The sequence below is a fragment of the Rhizobium sp. YS-1r genome (assembly GCF_000757525.1).
GTDB lineage: Bacteria > Pseudomonadota > Alphaproteobacteria > Rhizobiales > Rhizobiaceae > Neorhizobium > Neorhizobium petrolearium.
This window is the reverse complement of sequence record NZ_JPYQ01000055.1, coordinates 91,839-108,704: the sequence shown is the minus strand read 5'-3', so window position 1 is coordinate 108,704 and position 16,866 is coordinate 91,839. Positions and strand designations below refer to the sequence as shown.

General features: G+C 59.1%; 17 protein-coding genes. 7 read left to right on the top strand and 10 right to left on the bottom strand.

Annotation, left to right across the window (positions count from 1 at the left end):
- The first annotated feature begins 117 nt into the window (after positions 1-117).
- On the top strand, positions 118-1,395 hold the full coding sequence (locus JL39_RS23375; protein WP_037156469.1) for a cysteine desulfurase-like protein: 1,278 nt from the start codon (positions 118-120) through the stop codon (positions 1,393-1,395).
- 40 nt (positions 1,396-1,435) lie between these two features.
- Here JL39_RS23375 and JL39_RS23370 read toward each other — a convergent pair whose 3' ends face one another.
- The 3 genes from JL39_RS23370 to JL39_RS30620 are packed head-to-tail and all read right to left on the bottom strand — an operon-like array spanning position 1,436 to position 3,740.
- A complete protein-coding gene (locus tag JL39_RS23370) occupies positions 1,436-1,945 on the bottom strand; it encodes a flavin reductase (RefSeq protein ID WP_052183081.1) in 510 nt (169 codons plus the stop codon).
- Positions 1,942-3,036, bottom strand: coding sequence for an LLM class flavin-dependent oxidoreductase (locus JL39_RS23365; RefSeq protein ID WP_037156467.1), 1,095 nt, complete (start codon positions 3,034-3,036; stop codon positions 1,942-1,944). Before JL39_RS23365 ends, JL39_RS23370 begins: the two co-directional genes overlap by 4 nt.
- Complete coding sequence (locus JL39_RS30620) at positions 3,033-3,740, bottom strand: GntR family transcriptional regulator (protein ID WP_052183080.1); 708 nt, start codon at positions 3,738-3,740, stop codon at positions 3,033-3,035. Before JL39_RS30620 ends, JL39_RS23365 begins: the two co-directional genes overlap by 4 nt.
- A gap of 252 nt (positions 3,741-3,992) precedes the next feature.
- Here JL39_RS30620 and JL39_RS23355 point away from each other — a divergent pair, with 252 nt between their 5' ends.
- The 3 genes from JL39_RS23355 to JL39_RS23345 are packed head-to-tail and all read left to right on the top strand — an operon-like array spanning position 3,993 to position 6,648.
- On the top strand, positions 3,993-4,748 hold the full coding sequence (locus tag JL39_RS23355; protein WP_037156465.1) for an aldolase/citrate lyase family protein: 756 nt from the start codon (positions 3,993-3,995) through the stop codon (positions 4,746-4,748).
- Between the two features lie 9 nt (positions 4,749-4,757).
- On the top strand, positions 4,758-5,717 hold the full coding sequence (locus tag JL39_RS23350) for a C-terminal binding protein (RefSeq protein WP_037156463.1): 960 nt from the start codon (positions 4,758-4,760) through the stop codon (positions 5,715-5,717).
- Between the two features lie 4 nt (positions 5,718-5,721).
- A complete protein-coding gene (locus JL39_RS23345) occupies positions 5,722-6,648 on the top strand; it encodes an NADP-dependent oxidoreductase (protein ID WP_037156461.1) in 927 nt (308 codons plus the stop codon).
- Positions 6,649-6,652: 4 nt separating this feature from the next.
- Here JL39_RS23345 and JL39_RS23340 read toward each other — a convergent pair whose 3' ends face one another.
- Positions 6,653-7,459 (bottom strand): aspartate/glutamate racemase family protein, encoded by an 807-nt coding sequence (locus JL39_RS23340; RefSeq protein WP_052183079.1) that lies wholly within the window; start codon positions 7,457-7,459, stop codon positions 6,653-6,655.
- A 97-nt stretch (positions 7,460-7,556) separates the two neighbouring features.
- On the opposite strand from JL39_RS23340, the gene JL39_RS23335 reads away from it, so the two are divergent.
- Positions 7,557-8,099: a winged helix DNA-binding protein gene (locus tag JL39_RS23335; protein WP_037156460.1), complete on the top strand. Its 543-nt coding sequence runs from the start codon at positions 7,557-7,559 to the stop codon at positions 8,097-8,099.
- On the opposite strand, the gene JL39_RS23330 is transcribed toward JL39_RS23335, so the two are convergent.
- From JL39_RS23330 to JL39_RS23305, 6 genes are all read right to left on the bottom strand, one after another.
- On the bottom strand, positions 8,078-8,869 hold the full coding sequence (locus tag JL39_RS23330) for a cyclase family protein (RefSeq protein ID WP_037156458.1): 792 nt from the start codon (positions 8,867-8,869) through the stop codon (positions 8,078-8,080). The two genes, JL39_RS23335 and JL39_RS23330, sit on opposite strands and share 22 nt — an antisense overlap.
- A complete protein-coding gene (locus JL39_RS23325) occupies positions 8,866-10,110 on the bottom strand; it encodes an SDR family NAD(P)-dependent oxidoreductase (RefSeq protein ID WP_037156456.1) in 1,245 nt (414 codons plus the stop codon). Before JL39_RS23325 ends, JL39_RS23330 begins: the two co-directional genes overlap by 4 nt.
- Positions 10,107-11,285: a thiolase family protein gene (locus tag JL39_RS23320; protein ID WP_037156454.1), complete on the bottom strand. Its 1,179-nt coding sequence runs from the start codon at positions 11,283-11,285 to the stop codon at positions 10,107-10,109. The genes JL39_RS23325 and JL39_RS23320 overlap by 4 nt, the downstream gene beginning before the upstream one ends.
- A complete protein-coding gene (locus JL39_RS23315; protein ID WP_280114095.1) occupies positions 11,285-11,710 on the bottom strand; it encodes an organic hydroperoxide resistance protein in 426 nt (141 codons plus the stop codon). The genes JL39_RS23320 and JL39_RS23315 overlap by 1 nt, the downstream gene beginning before the upstream one ends.
- Before the next feature lie 71 nt (positions 11,711-11,781).
- Positions 11,782-13,395: an AMP-binding protein gene (locus JL39_RS23310; protein WP_037156448.1), complete on the bottom strand. Its 1,614-nt coding sequence runs from the start codon at positions 13,393-13,395 to the stop codon at positions 11,782-11,784.
- Between the two features lie 10 nt (positions 13,396-13,405).
- A complete protein-coding gene (locus JL39_RS23305; protein ID WP_037156446.1) occupies positions 13,406-13,834 on the bottom strand; it encodes a hypothetical protein in 429 nt (142 codons plus the stop codon).
- A 401-nt stretch (positions 13,835-14,235) separates the two neighbouring features.
- On the opposite strand from JL39_RS23305, the gene JL39_RS23300 reads away from it, so the two are divergent.
- The gene (locus JL39_RS23300) at positions 14,236-15,771 is read left to right on the top strand and encodes an ABC transporter substrate-binding protein (protein ID WP_052183078.1); all 1,536 of its coding nucleotides are present in this window, start codon (positions 14,236-14,238) and stop codon (positions 15,769-15,771) included.
- 77 nt (positions 15,772-15,848) lie between these two features.
- Positions 15,849-16,865, top strand: a complete 1,017-nt coding sequence (locus JL39_RS23295) for an ABC transporter permease (RefSeq protein WP_037157227.1) — start codon at positions 15,849-15,851, stop codon at positions 16,863-16,865.
- The last annotated feature ends 1 nt before the right edge of the window (position 16,866 follow it).

Here is a 16,866-nt window from a genome sequence, read left to right as displayed (position 1 = left end):
GGCACAATAAAACACCTAGGATTTGATCAAATGCTCATGTGTCGGCGACGAAGATAACTCGAGGAGAGGTTTTTGTCACCTTCCGCCTTCCTCCAATCCGATACCCGGGAGAATTCCATGGATACGCGCGTTTCAGCCGGCGACAACATCGCCAAGGCTTTTCCAGTCGACAAGATTCGAGCCAAGTTTCCGGCACTACAGAAATACCGGGACTTCATCTTCTTCGAAAATGCCGGCGGCGCCCAGGTACCCCAGGCGGTAGTCGATGCGGTCGCGAATCATCTCGTGGATTGTAACGTGCAGCGCATGGCGCCCTATCTGCACAGTCAGGGCGTCGATCAAACGGTTGCAAACGCCCGTATCAGCGTCGGCATTCTTGTGAACGCCTACCGACCGGAGGAGATTTCATTCGGCCTCAATGCCACATCCTTCATCCGGCTCGTCAGCCTCGGCATCGCCAAGATGCTGCAGGAGCGTAACGAGATCATCGTCACCGACATGGACCATGACGCCGACATCGCCACCTGGCTGGCGCTCGAAGCCGAGGGCGCCAAGATCGTCTGGTGGAAAATGCGCGATGACGGCATGCTACACACCGATGATCTGAACCCGCTTTTGAACAACAGGACACGCCTCGTTGCCTGCACGGTCACAGCCCATTCGATCGGCACCATCGTCGATGTCGCAACCGTCGGCAAGCTTGCCCATGCGGCCGGGGCTGAGGTCTTCCTCGACTGTGTGCATTACGGCCCACATGGATTGATCGACGTGCAGGCCTGGGATTGCGACTATCTTGTCTGCTCCGGCTACAAGAACTTCTCCCCTCATATGGGGTTCCTCTGGGGCCGCTACGACGCGCTCGTCAAACTGCCGACGTTCAAGGAGGATTTCATCCCGAACGTGCCCCCTTACAAGATCGAGGTCGGCACTTTCACCTATGAAAACGTCGCCGGCATGGACGCCGCCGTTCGTTATCTCGAAGAGATCGGCCAGGAATTCTTGGGCACAGGTCAACATTCCCGCCGTGATGCAATCGCAGCCGCCATGGGCGCAATCCGAGCTTACGAACAGACATTATCGAAAAAGATGCTCGCGGTTCTCAAGAAGCATGGCGCCGCGATTTATGGAATTTCCGATGAGAGTCAGATCGAGAAGCGCGTCCCAACCATCTGCTTCAACATTCCCGGGTTAAGCCCGCAATACATCGCCGCCGAACTTGGTAAAAACAATATCGGCAGCCGCGATGGTCACATGTTCGCGCCACGCCTGATGAAACGACTTGGCTTGGCCATGGAGACAGGCTGCATGCGCGTTTCCATGGTCCACTACAACAAGGTGGAAGAGATCGACCGCTTCGACAAGGTGCTTGGCGAGATTATCGCCAACACGAACTAAAATCGTGAGGTCCGGCAGAAGCGCTTCCGCCGGACCTCTTTCATTTGATGTGATGGTAGCGCCGGCGGAAATAAATGAGCGCTTCTTCGTCATCCGCGCCATGCGCGATACCAACGACTCGGCAGAACAGAACGTGATGCGTCCCGCTTTCGATGGCGCTCTCCACCTCGCAGTCGAAAGATACGATTGCATCCGTCAGCCGCGGTGAACCGGTGGTGCTCATTATCCAATCGCCGACAGCAAATCGGTCTTCCTGCGGCGTCGATCCACCGAACAGTTTCGACATTGCTTCGTGACCGGACGCCAGCGTATTGACGCAAAGCACCCGATTCCTCTCGAACATGCCGGCCACCGAACTCGACCGATTGAGGCAGACGAGGAGCGTCGGCGGCCGATCTGTTACGCTGCAGACGGCAGACGCTGTGAAACCTGCGAGGCCACCCGGCCCATCGGTTGTCACTATATTGACTGCTGCGGCCAACCGCGACATCCCATCGCGGAAGGCAAGCCGCGTTGCCTCGACCTCATCATGAATGGAATTGATCGTCATTCGACTCGCAGCCCCGCTTGCCTGAGCAATGGCATCACTCGATCACAGAAAAAGGGTAGTTCATAGGTATAGTTCACGAATGACAGGGCGATGCCTGAATAACCCTGCTCGGAAATTGCAATCATGTCCTCGGCGATCTTCTCCGGCGTGCCTATCAACGGATAACCGCCGGCACCGCCGGCAAACCGCTTGCGGTAGCGGTCGTAGGCATCCTTGTCATGCGACTGAGAGAATTCCTTCTTGCCGGCCATATGCGCATCGACCGCCTCGTGGTCGGCAAGTGTCACAGCGTAGCGTTCGTAATAGTCTTCCGCCTCCTGTTGGCTCTCACGGCAGACGACGTGGCAGACCGTGTAGGCGCCAACGTCCCGTCCGAGCTTGTCCGCTCGCCTTCTGATGTCCTCCACATGTTTTCCGGCCTCGGAAATCTCCGTGAAGGTTGTAAAGAGATAGTCACAATTCTTGGCCGCGAAATCCCGGCCCGGCCCGCCGAAGGCCGCATTCATGGTGACCGGCCGAGGCGCCTGAAGACTAGCAGGACGACTGACGACATCCTTCAGCTGATAATAAGTGCCATCATAATCGAAGGGTGCATCGGAGACATAAGCACGCTCCATGATCTGCAGCCATTCGTCTGCCTGGTCATAACCCTTTTCCACCAGCGGCACACCGAACATACCGAATTCCTTCGGATTCCAGCCGCAGACGATGTTGAGCCCGGCGCGACCGCTGCTGATATGGTCGACGGTCGCGAGCGCCTTTGCTGCATAAAGCGGATGCACGAGCGGCACATGCACAGTCATGAAGAGGCCGATCCGCTCCGTAACGGAGGCAAGTCCTGCCGCCCAAGTGAACGTCTCGAAGGACCATTCCCGCACCCTGTTCTTGCCACCGAAACCCTTCCAGCGGGCGATCGGCAAGAAGAAGTCGAGCCCGCCGCGATCGGCAATCTGAATTGCATTGAGATTGTCCTCCCAGCGGGCCTGCCATCGCTCCGGCACGTCAGTGATTGCCAGGCCACCATCCGCATTGGCGGAAAACACGCCGAGTTTCAGTTTGCTGGGACCTTTCAGCGGATGCTGCTTGATCATGCTGTTCCTCTCCTGGTGTTTCTTCTTCGGCCGGGGCGTGTTTCCGCGGCTTCCTGCAACTGGCGCCGGCGAACGGAGAGATAGGCCTCCTCCGCCGCGAACATGAAAAGCGTCATGCGGTCCTGGACCATCAGGGGGTCACGGGCGAGAAAAGCCGAATAGATCCGGGAAAGGCCGTCGATATATCGCTCAGCCGTCGCGGGATCGGTGAATGTACCGAGCCGCACCGACTGGAAATAATCCATGAAACGGGAGATGGTTGCCGCCATATGCGGGTTCGACACTGCCTTCAGCCAGGCATTGCGAAATTCCACATTCGCCGCCAGCAATCCCGAGATATCGTTGCTGTTGAGCATCTGTTCTACTCGGTTCATCGCTGCGGTGAGTTCTTCCTCGATATCCGATGTCATGTCGCGGGCCGCACTCGCGGCTGCCCGAGGCTCGAGCTGGCGCCGCACCTCGAATAGCCCGGAAATATCTTCGAGCGACAATTCCCTGACGGCGAAGCCACGCGTGGTGCCGATCAAATAGCCCTCCGCCACCAGGCGTAGCAGCGCCTCGCGGGCCGGCATGCGGGAAATCCCATTTGTCGCGGCGATCTCCGTGTCAACCAATCTAACGGATGGGGAAATCGCGCTCCTCTGCAGCTTCGACCGCAGGTCGCAATAAACCGTATCCACCAGATTGTCGCTCGGTTTCACCATCGAAATCTCCGTGTTTATTCGTATACGGTTTATTTCAAGTTTCAAAGGATTATTGTTACAATGGCTCATCCATCAATTGATTTCGCCATATTCCGTATACTGATCTACCCACCGCAGCCGGGTGAATTTAGTCTTCACCATTTCCGTTATTCGGCTTGCAGCTTCAATAATTTTAGGCTTAAACTTTCCTTTGCCCACCAAGAGGCCCTGCACCACCAGCCCGTAAAGAGAATAAATTTCCAGAGGATTGTCATGAGCGATTTCCGCAAGAAGTGCATCAGCTATGAACGGGTGATCGGAACCTTTGCCGCCATTCCCCATCCCGTCGCGATCGAAGTAACCGCCGCGACCGGGCTCGACTTCCTGTGCATCGATGCCGAACACTCGCAGATCGACCGCGAACTGATCGAAAATCTCGTGCGGGCTTCTGATGCTCATCACATACCGGCGCTGGTCCGGGTTCCGAGCCACGCATCGGAATGGATCGCCTCGGCGCTCGATGCCGGTGCTGCGGGCGTGCTGGTTCCACGCGTTTCGACCTCCGCTCAGGCCAAAGCCGCCGTGATGGCGACCCGCTATCCGCCAGTTGGCGAACGTGGGGTCGGCCCTGGCCGCGCTTCCGCCTATGGCTACCGCATTCCCGATTACCTGAAGGCCGCCAACGAGAGCCTCGTGCTGGCGATACAGATCGAGACGGCGGAAGGCCTTGCGAATGTCGAGGAAATCGCTGCAGTCGAAGGCGTCGATATAATCTTCATCGGCCCTGGGGACCTCTCCGTCTCGATCGACGCGATGGGTCCGGCAGGCGCGGAAAAGCTTAACGCAGCGATCACCACCATCACCAACGCCGCCCGCGAGGCCGGCAAGGCGGTCGGTATCTTTCGCCCTTCAGCCGATGATGTCGGCAAATGGGCGGAAGCCGGCATTTCCTTCTTCATGCTCGCCAGCGACACGATGTTTCTCGGTGCAAGCCTTGCTGCCGGTGTCGCTGCCGCCCGCAACGCATGAGGTCTGGCCATGAAGATCATCAAGACAGATGGCATGCTCGCCGTCGAACCGGAACAACTCGCCTATCTCGAAGGTCTCGGCGCCGAGTTCATCGAAAAGACCCTGCTGACCGAGGAGGCATTGATCGCCGAGGCGAAGGACGCCGAGGCGCTGATGGTGCTGCGTGAGCCGATCACCGCCCGCGTTTTATCGGAGCTCAAGAACCTCAAGGTTATCGGTCGTTTCGGCGTCGGCCTGGATTCGATCGATGTCGAGGCAGCCACACAAGCTGGCGTCCAGGTCACCTACGTGCCGGATTCCAATATCGATGAGGTTAGCACCCATGCGCTGGCGCTGATCCTGTCACTAGCCCGGAAGCTCAAAGTCTATGACAGCGCCGTGCGCCAGGGCCGCTGGCTCGCGATGGACGACGGCGCCGGCATTACGAGACCGAGCGAGCAGATACTTGGTCTCATCGGCTTCGGACAGATCGGTCGCCTGACAGCAGCAAAGGCAAGGGCTTTTGGCTATGAAATCATCGCCTACGATCCATATATCTCGGCCGAACGAATTTCGGCCACCGGCGCCCGACCGGTTTCCCTGGATGAACTATTCGCTCAAGCCGATTTCATCTCGTTGCACATTCCGGCAACGCCCGAGACCCGCAAGATCATCTCGGCCGAAGCACTTAATAAGATGAAGAAGGGCGCATATGTGATCAATGTCTCGCGTGGCGGGCTCGTAGACGAAGCGGCTCTTGCGGAGGCAATTCAGAGCGGCCACATTGCCGGCGCTGGCATAGACACGTTCGAAAAGGAGCCCCCCGCACCGGACAACCCACTGCTCGCACTGGATCAGGTAATCGTCTCACCCCACGCGGCCCATTACTCGACGCAGAGCTACACCGAAGTCCGCAGCAAGGTATTTGCGGATGTCGCAGCCGTGTTGAAGGGCGAAAAGCCGAGATACCCGGTCAATTTCAAGGAATGACACCATGAAGGCCATTCAATACAGCGAGCACGGCCCGGCCGATGTGATGCACTACATCGACCTGCCGGATCCGGTCGCCGGGCCTGGCCAGGTCCTCCTGAAGATCGAGGCCGCAAGCGTAACGCCCTTCGACTGGAAGCTTCGTGCCGGGTATCTGCAGAATCATTTCACCCTGCCCATGCCGAGTGTGCCTGGCCGCGATGCCGGCGGTACGGTGGTCGCAGTCGGTAACGGCGTAACCGAATTCACGGTTGGCGATCGAGTTGCCGTCATGGCCGGCGTCTTCGCTCAGGGCGGGTATGCGGAAATGATCGCTGTCGATGAAAAACATGCTGTCGCTATCCCGGAAAGGCTTTCGACTGTGGAAGCCGTGGCGCTGACCAATGCTGGCCTCAGCGCCTGGATCGCGCTGCGCGCCGCAGAGGTCAGATCCGGCGATAAGGTGCTTGTGCATGCCGGCGCCGGTGCGGTGGGCGGCCTACTCGTCCAGCTCTGCCACCACCTCGGTGCAGACGTCACCGCCACCTGTCGATCGACCAACCGGGACTACGTGCTGGGCCTCGGCGCAAACCGCATCATCGCCTATGACCAGGAAGACTTTTCCGAACTCCTGAAAGCTCGGGATGTCGTCTTCGACCTCATGGGCGGTGAAGTCCACGACAAGTCCTACAAGGTCCTGAAGAAAGGCGGCCACCTCGTCTGGCTGGTCGCCGATCCGATCAGGGATCGCGGCGCCGAATTCGGCGTCACCGTCACCCGCGCCATGGTGAGCGACGACAAGTCCGCGCTGCAATCGATGATGGAACTCGCCGGCGCCGGAATACTGAAACCCCAGGTCGCGCGCACCATGCCGCTTTCTGAGGCCGCCGAAGCCCATCGGCTGATTGAAAAAAGCGCCATTTCCCGTGGACGCCTGATGCTGACGATGTGATCCCCTAGTTGCCGTTCGGGAAGAGCGGCGCTCCCCGGCCCCGGGCAACGAAAGTCCGAAAATCTTCGATCGCATGCTCGTTGGCGAGTGCGCAGAACGGCCCGCGGCTCACCTCGATACCATTGATATTCTGTAGCCGCACATCCATTTCGGCGCTTTTCAACGTTACGGCCGCCGTATTGACGACCGGCGCGTGCAGCACCTTGAAACCGTATTCGCCGCCGACCAGCAGGCCCGGCAACACACCCGCGGGCACGACCACATCCGCCCCCTCGCGAACCAGTGGTTCGGCACGGGCTGTGAAGCTCGCAAGCATCCGCTTCCGGGCCTCATTGTCTCCTGCAAAAGCGGCGCTGAAATCGGATGGCTCGCAGTTCAGCCCGGCCACGTGCTTCACACGATTGCCAAGGCCATAGAGATCGGCCTGTTCGTAGTGCCAGACCTGGAAAACGTCATCGAGTGTGATAAGCGCCATGCGTCGGCCGAGCCGGGCAGCGTAATGCATGCAGACCTCGCCCGCGCCGATCACCGGGATTGTGAGCGCCGACTTGAGCTCATAGAGACCTGGGTCCTGAAAATGGCCGATGACCACCGCATCGTAACCGCGGCTCGCCGCTTCCAGCCCGTTATCGATCGCGATCGCCGCACAACGGAATTCCGCTAGCCGCCCGAAATGTCTGTCCGGCGGGCTGATGCCGAAGACATCGACCGTTGTGCCCGGCTCGGCAATCCCGTTCAGATAATCCGAGAGCCGCGTCATATAGGCGGCACTCGCGGTGGCATCGATAAAGCTCTGCCAGAAGATGCGCATATTCTCCTCTTTTCTTCGCGTTTTCTTTGCGATTTTGCCTCGTCAAAACATCGATTTAAGGCTTTACTCCATGCACAGAATCAGCCTGGAGGGCCTCATGATTTCGCCGACCTCGCCCGAAAGTCCCCTGAGCGACGCGACCGTCGAAATGTCGGAGGCTGCGCTCACGGAATTCGAATGGTCGCTCTGGCGGATTTCCGCCGCCTTCCTGCGCTGGCAGTCGGAATGCTCGAGCGAGCTTGCGGGAGCCGGATTGAGTGGCCTTGATACTGCGATCCTGCACACGATCCGTTATCGCAACAAGCCGAAAGGGCTTGGAGAAATCTCCCGCCTGCTCGGCCGTGACGACACCGCCAATATTCAATACGCCATCAAGAAGCTGCAGACCCTGCAACTGATCGAACGCGTCAAGGGCCGGTCGCGCAAGGATACGCTCTATGTGCCGACCCGAAAGGGCACTAAACTGACGCAGGACTACCGATTGCTGCGTCGGCATTTGCTGGTTTCGTTGATCCAGAAGATGGATCATGCGGAAAAAGGGCTTGGAAGTGCGACGGAAATGCTGGAACTGCTGACGAGTTTCTACGACACTGCCGCCCGGCGCGTGGCAAGCGGATCTCATCCGGTGGAGCGCTCCTGAACCAAAGCCAGCACGCGCAGCGGACTTCCCGAGCCGTTTTGGATTTTGAGTGGGGCCGCGACGATCATGGCGCCAGTCGGCGGCAACTTGTCGAGATTGGTTAAGCACTGCAGCCCATAACGTCCCGTGCCGTGCAGGTAATGATGGGCGGGATAGGGCGGCGAGAAATGCCCGGCCTGTCCCGCATCCGTACCGATCGTCTCGGTACCGAACCCGATAATGCCACGCTCTTCGACCAGAAAGCGCATGACCGCGGCATCCGGTCCCGGTGTATGAGCGCCATCCGCTCCGAGGTTGGCATAGGCGGCGCCCCTCTTCTTCGACCAGTCTGTCCGCAAAAGCACCCAGGACCGAGCGGGAATGCGGCCGTGCTTCTCCTCCCATGTCGTCACCTCGGCAACCGTCAGCAGAAAATCCGCCTCCTTTGCTACTTCGGCTGAGCAGTCGATCACGCAGGCCGGCGCAATCATGTCGGCCGGCGGCAGGGTATCGACGGTATTGAGTGGAAGATCGCGACCGGTATACCAATGGACCGGCGCGTCGAAATGCGTGCCGGTATGCTCGCCGAACGAAAGGTTGTTCCAGTACCAGGCAGGCCCTGAGGCATCATAACGCGAAATCCGCTCCATGCGGAACGGGGCCGATTGACCAAGCTCCGGCGGCATGACGATGACCGGAAAATCCGGCGATAGCGTATGAGTGAGATCGATGACACGCACCGCACCGCTCGCCAGTGCTCGGGCAAATGCGTCCAGAATATCCCCGCTCATTGACCAGCCTCCCGTTCGACGGCTTTTGGATTGTCGAAGAGCCGCGCCTCGATATCCTTGGCCACGTCCCCGACATAAATATCCTCGATCCCGCATTTCAGCCCGTCGACGATTGCGTCCGCCAACGCCTTCGGTGCGACTTTGGGCGGCGGCACGGTCTGGAACCATTCGGTATCAAGTGGGCCGGAAAAGGCATTGATCACCCGGATGCCTCCAGGCCGCAGCTCTGTGCGCAGCCATTGCGACAGCGACAGGCAAGCGGCATGCGCGGCGGAATGGACTCCGAATTGCGGCGCATTGCTGAGCCCGTGGACTGAGAGCACATTGACCCAGGCAACGGCTCCGGTCGGACCATCAGCGCCCCGAGAGCGCATCACTGGCCCGAAGGCCTGCGCCAGCCGCATCAGGCCCATCACCGTATGGTCGAAGGAATCCCGAGCTGTATTGGCTGCGCCCGCATCGAAGAGGTGCGCAGGACGGACGTGATCGGCCGTGTTAACCAGGATTTCCACCTTGGCGCCGATATCCATGGCAAGCTCTTGGACCGAACGCTCATTTGTAAGGTCCAGGTTGACGAGTTCGATGCCGTCGATCGCCTCAAGTGACTTCTGTTCGTTGAACGGCTTCCAGCGATCCGAAACGCCTATAAAAATCTTAGTCGCACCCGCCTTCTTCAAGGCCTGCGCCAGCGCTACAGCCGCCGGACTGCGGCCATCGGTGATCAGCACCCGCCGATGCTTGGGATCGGCGGTCAACTCCCGCCACTGAAGGTCGTCTTCCATGTTTGGCGTCTCCGGAATAGGCTTGGCGAAGAACACTGCTTGGCCACCCCTGTCGAGCTGCAGCGACAGGACCACTCGATTACCTGGCCCGCCACAATCGCCATGTAGATGCGTCACGATGCTCGGTCCGCAATCGAGCTTCACCAGGCCGGTCCGCCAGGGCGTGTGTTCACGGTAGTAGGGATCGCTGGTCACGTCGATCCTGGTTTCGGAGAGCAGAACCCCGCCGGTCGGTGTATCCTGAAGCCTCAGGTCGGATGACAGGCAGTTCGGGCAGGCTTCACGGGGAGGATAGGTATATTGTCCGCATTCACTGCAGCATTGCAGCATGAACCGGCCGGACGCAGCCGCAAGCGTCAATTCATGCGCCTTTCGGCTGCGCGCCGACGGCGGCGACAACGGCTGGCGCGTGCGGGCAAGCGGATTCTTGCGTTTCGGTTTTGCGAGCGGTTCGGTCATGACGCCCTCGCCAGTATGGCCGCCGCAGAGGCAAGCCCACGATCGTAGTTGATCATGCCGAAGCCGGAAACGAGACCGAGCTTCGCATCCTTCACCTGCGTGCCACCTGCCGCATCAAGCAGTTGACGCATCGCCTCGGTGATCCCGAGATGTCCGCCGGCCGCACCTGCCTGCCCAACGGAAAGCTGACCGCCAGACGTGTTATGCGGGAAGGAGCCATCGATCGTGAATGTGTGCTGGCGCACAAAATCCGGCCCCTCACCCTTGCCGCAAAAACCCAGATCCTCGAACTGCACCATCGAAATGACCGCGTAGTCGTCATAGGTCTGGACAAAATCCATGTCGTCCGAGGTCACCCCGGCCATGCCATAGAGCTCGTCCCGATCAACCACCCAGCCGCCTCGTACCTGTACCGGATCATCCGGAAACGCATTGTGCCGCTCGATGGCGGAAAGCAGTCGTACGAACGGCAGCCCGAGCGATTTCGCCGTGTCTTCCCGCATCACCAGAAACGCCTCGGCCCCCGCGCAGGGCATAACGCAATCGAACAGGTGGAACGGTTCGGCGATCGGTCGTGCCGCCATATATTGCTCCAATGTCAGAGGCTTCGTCATCAGCGCATGCGGGTTTTTGAGTGCGTTATCGCGCTGGGCGACGCAGAGCTTGCCGAAATCCTCGCGCGTCGCGCCGTAGCAATCCATGTAGTGGCGGGCGATCAGAGCGAAACTGGCATTCGGGCCGCCGGCGCCATAGGGATAGGAAGCGTCCTGCGCAAAACGGGAGAAGTTGGCAAGCGTCTTGCGGAAGGTATCGACCTGGTTCGTATCTGCGGCGACACAGGCGACGATATCTGCATCACCCGCCTGCACTGCCCTCGCCGCCCGCCGGATCGAAACGATGCCGGCCGCGCCACCCATCGGCACATGATCGATCCATCGCGGCGAAAGCCCGAAATGCTGGGTCAGTGCGATCGCGCTGTCCGGCCCCATCGTGAAGCTCGAAACTGAAAAGCCGTCGAAATCCCGATGACTGATGCCAGCACCCTCTGACAGCGCCCGTAGCGCCCTGCCCATCCACCAATGCGCGCTTTCAACGGAATAGCGCTGATAGGGCACCGTCACCGGCACCGTCAGCACCACGCCATCATAGGGTTTTCGCGCGCGGGAAAAGGCCATCAGGCGACCGTCAGCTGGACATCGACATTGCCGCGTGTGGCGTTCGAATAGGGGCAGCGCTCGTGTGCGCCGGCGACGATCTCTTCGGCCACCGCCCGATCGATGCCCGGCAGGGAGGCGACCAGTTCAACTGCTAGCGCATAACCGACCGGCACCGGCCCGATGCTCACCTTGGCCGTGATCGAGGTATCATCCGGCAACGCAACCTTCCTGTTGCGGGCAACCAGCTTCACCGCGCCGAGGAAGCAGGCTGCATAACCGGCAGCGAAAAGCTGTTCCGGATTGGTGCCTTCGCCACCTGGCCCTCCCAGACCCTTCGGCACGGAAAGATTGACCGAAAAGCTGCCGTCGACACTCCGGGCTTTGCCTTCGCGCCCGCCATGGGCGGTAACGGCGGTTTCGTAAAGGATCTTGTCTGGGATCACGCGAGCCTCCATATAGAAATTTAAGCTTTTATTCATAGCATAGAAGAAAACGACCCAACGCGGAAGCGGCGTCAGCCAGCCTTGCGGATCGACGCCTTCAATTTGCGCAGATCAATTGCCGAACCTTCTTCGACCGCTTTCGCCGCCATCGTCTTGATCTCACCACGCTGCAGTTTCTGGGTAGAGCTCACCGGCAATTTGTCGATGAAGACCACGTAACCCGGCAGTTTATGATAGGCGATATGGGCGCCCGCCCTCTCGACGATCTGCCTCGCCTTTTCGGCCGGTTCGCCCACTTTGGTCTTCTCGCTTTCGACGATGAAAGCGAACACTTCCTCGCCGCGCAGGTCGTCCAGCACCGGCGTTACGGCAGAAGCCTTCACGCTCGCATCCTTGGCAAGCGCCGCCTCGACTTCCAGCACGGCGATGTTCTCACCGCTGCGCCGCACGATGCTCTTCTTGCGATCGAAAAAATAAAGGAGCCCCTTTTCGTCGGCATGGACAACATCACCGGTATGGAACCAGCCGCCCTCCCAGGCCTCCTCGGTCGCTTTTTCATCCTTCAGGTAGCCGCTAAAGAAACCATCCCGCGGGTTTGCGCCCTTTGCACGTACGAGAAGTTCACCCGGCTCGCCAAGCTCTACATCATTCCCCGCATCATCGACGATACGGAAATCCATGCCGGCGCGCGGCCGACCGATGCAGCGAAGCCCCGGCGTATAGTCGTCCGCTGCTGTTGTTGTTACGGCCCGTCCGCCCGTCTCGGTCATTGCCCAGGCCTCGACGATCGGAATGCGATAGCGCTCCTCGAACTCGATTTTATGGCGCGCATCCACACCAGGCCCCAACGCAAATTTCACCTTGTGCGCACGCTCCGCTTTAACGATTGGGAGCTGGAGCAGGATCGCCGGGATGACGCCCAGACAATGAATGATGGTCGCGCCGGAATCGGTTATCGAAGCCCACCAGGAACTTGCATGGAACCGGTCGAGCGGTACGATCGCACCACCCTTCATGATCATGCCGACCGCCGTGCAGCCGAGCGCATTCATATGGAACATCGGCAGCGGCGTCAGCGCCACTTCCGCTCCCTCGCCCATTTCGGCAATGCCGCCCTGGGTCGTGTACCATTCGGCGACAGCGATAAAGTAGCTGTTTGAAAGAATGCAGCCTTTCGGCTTGCCGGTGCTTCCGGATGTGAAGAGCAGCGCACATTCCTGGTCCGGCCCGCCCGGGCGCGCTTCGTGGGGTTCCTGAGACGACGGGATATCGTCGCCGGGGACAATTACCGACACCTTCCCGGGCTTGATGTCGCGCAATTCGCCCAGCCGCTCGGCAATCACGACCATCAGCGATGCTTCGGCCATGTCGAGCTGAAAGAGAAGCTCGTCGCGGCGCAAATCCGGATTGATCGGCACGATCGACACGCCGATTGCATTCAGCGCCAACCAGTAGTCAAAGAATTCCGGCCGGTTTTCGAGGAGCAGCGCGATGCGCGAGCCAATCCCATATCCCGCTTCTGCGAACTTCCGCTTCAGAAGGCTAATCCGCGCGAAAACCTCACCATAGCTGTAGCGAAAACCCTCCGGCGCATAGGGAAGCTTGGCGCTTGCCGGCGCAATAAGCATCGGCGCATCGGGATTTTTCAGCGCCTGGTGTTCGAACAGCAGGTAGGGAGAATACATCGTCTTGTCCTCAACCTCTTTCCAGCAGGCCCTTGATCAGGAACATCTCGGCCTCATGGATCGTCCCGAACTGGATCCATTCCGCATCCGTCTGCGTTTCGAGCCGCCAGGTGAGCAGCGTCACCACGCATCTATCCGGCCCCATACGGAGAAGCTCACCCGGAATGACCCGCGACATGTTGCGGAACTGCATAGCCTCCTTCGTCGCGCCGACTTCGTAGTCCACCTGCAGCCGGGTGTGATCAACATGGAGACGCACATAAGTCGGCTTGCCGGTGAACGTCGATGTACCGCGGAAGAGTCCAGGCTCCACCTCGGTGCGATTCAAGCTGCCCCATGCCCACTGACCCTGTTTCAGACCGTCGGACATAAGCTCGAAGGCGGCCACCGCCGGGCGGTTCACCATGACGCTGCTGGAATGGCAATGCGGATCGATCATGGCGTCCCTTTCTAAACCTGTGGAGCTGTCTCTCTAAAAGACATTTTAAGCATAAAATAATTGGAAAGAACGTCAATGATTTTTATGACGAAGGCTTCGAGTTCAGTCGTCTGCAATTGACAGCTGCTCTGAATTTCAACCAGGCGGCATCTTGAAAGCCATGATTTCCGGCATTTTGCACGTTCTGGTCGATTCGATTCTCGCTTCCCCGCGATCTTAAATTTTAGGCTTGAAGTAATTTATACGTCGTTCTACGATCCCCTCAATTGTCGAGGGGACGGCCGCAAAGAACGGCACCAAACAGAACCATCAGAAGCCCCTGACAGGATTGCAGGCTTGCGTTTCACAAACCGCCGCAGGTCCATCGGCCCGTGCCGATGGGCAGAACCAGAGGGATCGTCATGACTTTTGAAATTGACCGCAGAAATCTCCTGCAGATGCTCGGCCTCGCCGCCGTGGGCGGCTCCGTGCTCTCGCAGGCCACCTTCGCTTTCGCTGCAGATACCGACAACGTCACCATCGGCTGGCCGAGCGACGTGCCGTCCTGGGATCCGAACCTGCGCTTCGTGCCGGATGCGCAGCCGATCTTCAAACTTGTCTTCGACCAGCCACTCGACCAGGCGCCCGACCTGAAGCTCATTCCCAATCTCATCAGCAAATGGGAACTGAAGCCGGACGGTCTCTCGATGCCGTTCGAGATCCGTAGCGACGTGAAATTCCACAATGGCGATCCGATGACGATGGAGGACTTCAAATACACCTTCGTCGAGCGCGTGAAATCCGGCCTGAAACTGGATATTGCCAATTCCTGGCGCACGCTGACGGATATCGAAATTACTTCGCCGACGAGTGGCGTGATGAAATTCTCCGCCCCGACCCCGACCGCACCGCAATGGCTTGCCTTCCTCGGCAGCTATCTTGTGCCGAAGAAATATGTCGAATCTGTTGGTCCCGAAGAATTCGCCAAGAAGCCGATCGGCACTGGTCCCTACAAGCTCGTGGACTATCAGATGAACTCGCGCATTGTGCTGGAGCGCAACGATGACTATTTCGGTGCCAAACCGAAGGTCAAGCGCGTCACGATCGATATCATCAAGGATCCGTCGGCGCGCACCGCAGCCATCCAATCCGGCCAGGTGGACTTGACCGTCAACATCCCGGTCCGCGAAGCCGAACGCCTCGGCAAGACCGAGGGCCTGACCGCCGAGATCAATCCCTTCACCCGCCTGATCCTGCTGCAGATGCGCAACGACAAGGGCTTCAGCGACATGGCCGTGCGCCTTGCTGCCCATCATGCGATCGACAAGTCAGCGCTCTCCAAGGCCTTCTACGGTGGTGCCGCCGTACCGCTCTCCATTCCGGCGACACCCGGCACGCCAGGTTACCTGCCTGACTACAAGTTCGCTTACGATCCGGAACTGTCGAAGAAACTGCTGAAGGATGCCGGTTACACGGCCGACAAGCCGGCGACCTTCACGCTGGCTGCCACCAACGGCCAGTTCCCGAGCGATTTCGATATTGCCCGCGCGCTCGTCCAGATGTGGCAGAAGGTCGGCCTCAAGGTCGAGCTGCAGCAGATCGAATATTCGAAGTATTTCGAGCTGAACCGCGGCGGCCAGTTGCCGGAAGCGACCCTCTACAGCTTCGACAATGCTACCGGCGACCCCGAAATCTTCTCTGGCTATCTCATGAACCCGAAGATGCCGTTCGGTGCCTGGAAGGGTCAGGAGATCGGCGACAAGATCCTCAAGCTCTTCGTCGAGCCGGTTTATGAAAAACGCATTGCCGGCTACAAGGAAGTGGCCAAGGAAGCCGTCGAAACCGGCGCCAATATTCCGATCCTGCAGAGCGTCCAGACACTGGTGCGCAAGAAGAACCTCAACTACGTCAAGTACGGCAATGCCTGGGTTCTGGGCAGCACCATGTCCTGGTCCTGATGCCGACCTGATGAAACTGTTCGGGGTCCGGGCCTGTCCGGCCCCCTTTTCCTGATATCGTAATACGGGGCATGCGCATGTTTGCGACCATTGCCAATTTGCTGGTAAAGCGCGTGCTGACCGCGATACCGATCCTTCTCGTTGTTTCCGCGCTTCTCTTCTGCATCCTGCGCATCCTGCCGGTCGATCCGGCCGCCATGTCGCTGCCGCCGAATGCCACGGTCCAGGAGATCGAGGCGATGCGTACGGAAATGGGGCTCGACCGGCCTCTCTACGAACAATACGGCATCTGGCTCAATCAACTCCTGCATGGCGATATCGGCCGTTCCATCCATTTCCGCCAGGATGTGACATCGCTGATCGGCGGCACGCTGCCAGCCACGATTGAGCTTGCCGTCATCGCCATGATGGTCGCTACCGTCTTCGGCCTTGCCGGCGGCTTGTTCCTTTTTTACGTGCGCGGCACCCGCGCCGAAGCCGTGATGGATTTCATCTCCATACTGCTGCTCTCTCTACCGGAGTTCCTCTGGAGCCTTTTCCTGCTCCTGATTTTCGGGGTCTTCTTCGAGATTCTGCCGTTCACAGGGCGGCTGAGCCCCGGTTTCGAACGACCGGTTGTCACAGGCTTCCTGCTGATCGACAGTCTGGTCACCGGCAATATCTCGACCTTCTTCAATGCGCTGGAGCATATGATCCTACCCTGTCTCGCGCTCGGCATAGCGCTTTCCCCCTCCCTGATGCGCGTGCTGCGCTCCAGCCTGCTCGACGCCTATCAGGACGACTATATCCAGCAGGCGCGGCTGCGCGGACTTTCGGAAAAACGTATCCTGATCCGCCACGGATTGAAGAACGCCATCCTGCCGACACTGAGCCTCATGGGTGTCCAGTTCGGTTTCCTCTTTGGAGGCACGTTGCTCGTCGAGATCATCTATTCCTATCCGGGCATGGGCAATCTGATGGTCGATGCTATTCGCAACGCCGACCTGCCGATCATCCAAGGGGCGGGGCTCACCTATTGCATCGCGGTTCTGGTGATCAGCATCGTGGTCGATAGTCTCTACCTAATCCTCAACCCGAAACTGAGGATGCGCTGAC

Excerpts from the sequence above, each read along its gene's own strand:
- JL39_RS23375 (WP_037156469.1), top strand. The coding sequence starts at position 118 with ATGGATACGCGCGTTTCAGCCGGCGACAACATCGCCAAGGCTTTTCCA.
- JL39_RS23370 (WP_052183081.1), bottom strand. The coding sequence starts at position 1,945 with ATGACGATCAATTCCATTCATGATGAGGTCGAGGCAACGCGGCTTGCC.
- JL39_RS23365 (WP_037156467.1), bottom strand. The coding sequence starts at position 3,036 with ATGATCAAGCAGCATCCGCTGAAAGGTCCCAGCAAACTGAAACTCGGC.
- JL39_RS30620 (WP_052183080.1), bottom strand. The coding sequence starts at position 3,740 with ATGGTGAAACCGAGCGACAATCTGGTGGATACGGTTTATTGCGACCTG.
- JL39_RS23355 (WP_037156465.1), top strand. The coding sequence starts at position 3,993 with ATGAGCGATTTCCGCAAGAAGTGCATCAGCTATGAACGGGTGATCGGA.
- JL39_RS23350 (WP_037156463.1), top strand. The coding sequence starts at position 4,758 with ATGAAGATCATCAAGACAGATGGCATGCTCGCCGTCGAACCGGAACAA.
- JL39_RS23345 (WP_037156461.1), top strand. The coding sequence starts at position 5,722 with ATGAAGGCCATTCAATACAGCGAGCACGGCCCGGCCGATGTGATGCAC.
- JL39_RS23340 (WP_052183079.1), bottom strand. The coding sequence starts at position 7,459 with ATGCGCATCTTCTGGCAGAGCTTTATCGATGCCACCGCGAGTGCCGCC.
- JL39_RS23335 (WP_037156460.1), top strand. The coding sequence starts at position 7,557 with ATGATTTCGCCGACCTCGCCCGAAAGTCCCCTGAGCGACGCGACCGTC.
- JL39_RS23330 (WP_037156458.1), bottom strand. The coding sequence starts at position 8,869 with ATGAGCGGGGATATTCTGGACGCATTTGCCCGAGCACTGGCGAGCGGT.
- JL39_RS23325 (WP_037156456.1), bottom strand. The coding sequence starts at position 10,110 with ATGACCGAACCGCTCGCAAAACCGAAACGCAAGAATCCGCTTGCCCGC.
- JL39_RS23320 (WP_037156454.1), bottom strand. The coding sequence starts at position 11,285 with ATGGCCTTTTCCCGCGCGCGAAAACCCTATGATGGCGTGGTGCTGACG.
- JL39_RS23310 (WP_037156448.1), bottom strand. The coding sequence starts at position 13,395 with ATGTATTCTCCCTACCTGCTGTTCGAACACCAGGCGCTGAAAAATCCC.
- JL39_RS23305 (WP_037156446.1), bottom strand. The coding sequence starts at position 13,834 with ATGATCGATCCGCATTGCCATTCCAGCAGCGTCATGGTGAACCGCCCG.
- JL39_RS23300 (WP_052183078.1), top strand. The coding sequence starts at position 14,236 with ATGACTTTTGAAATTGACCGCAGAAATCTCCTGCAGATGCTCGGCCTC.
- JL39_RS23295 (WP_037157227.1), top strand. The coding sequence starts at position 15,849 with ATGTTTGCGACCATTGCCAATTTGCTGGTAAAGCGCGTGCTGACCGCG.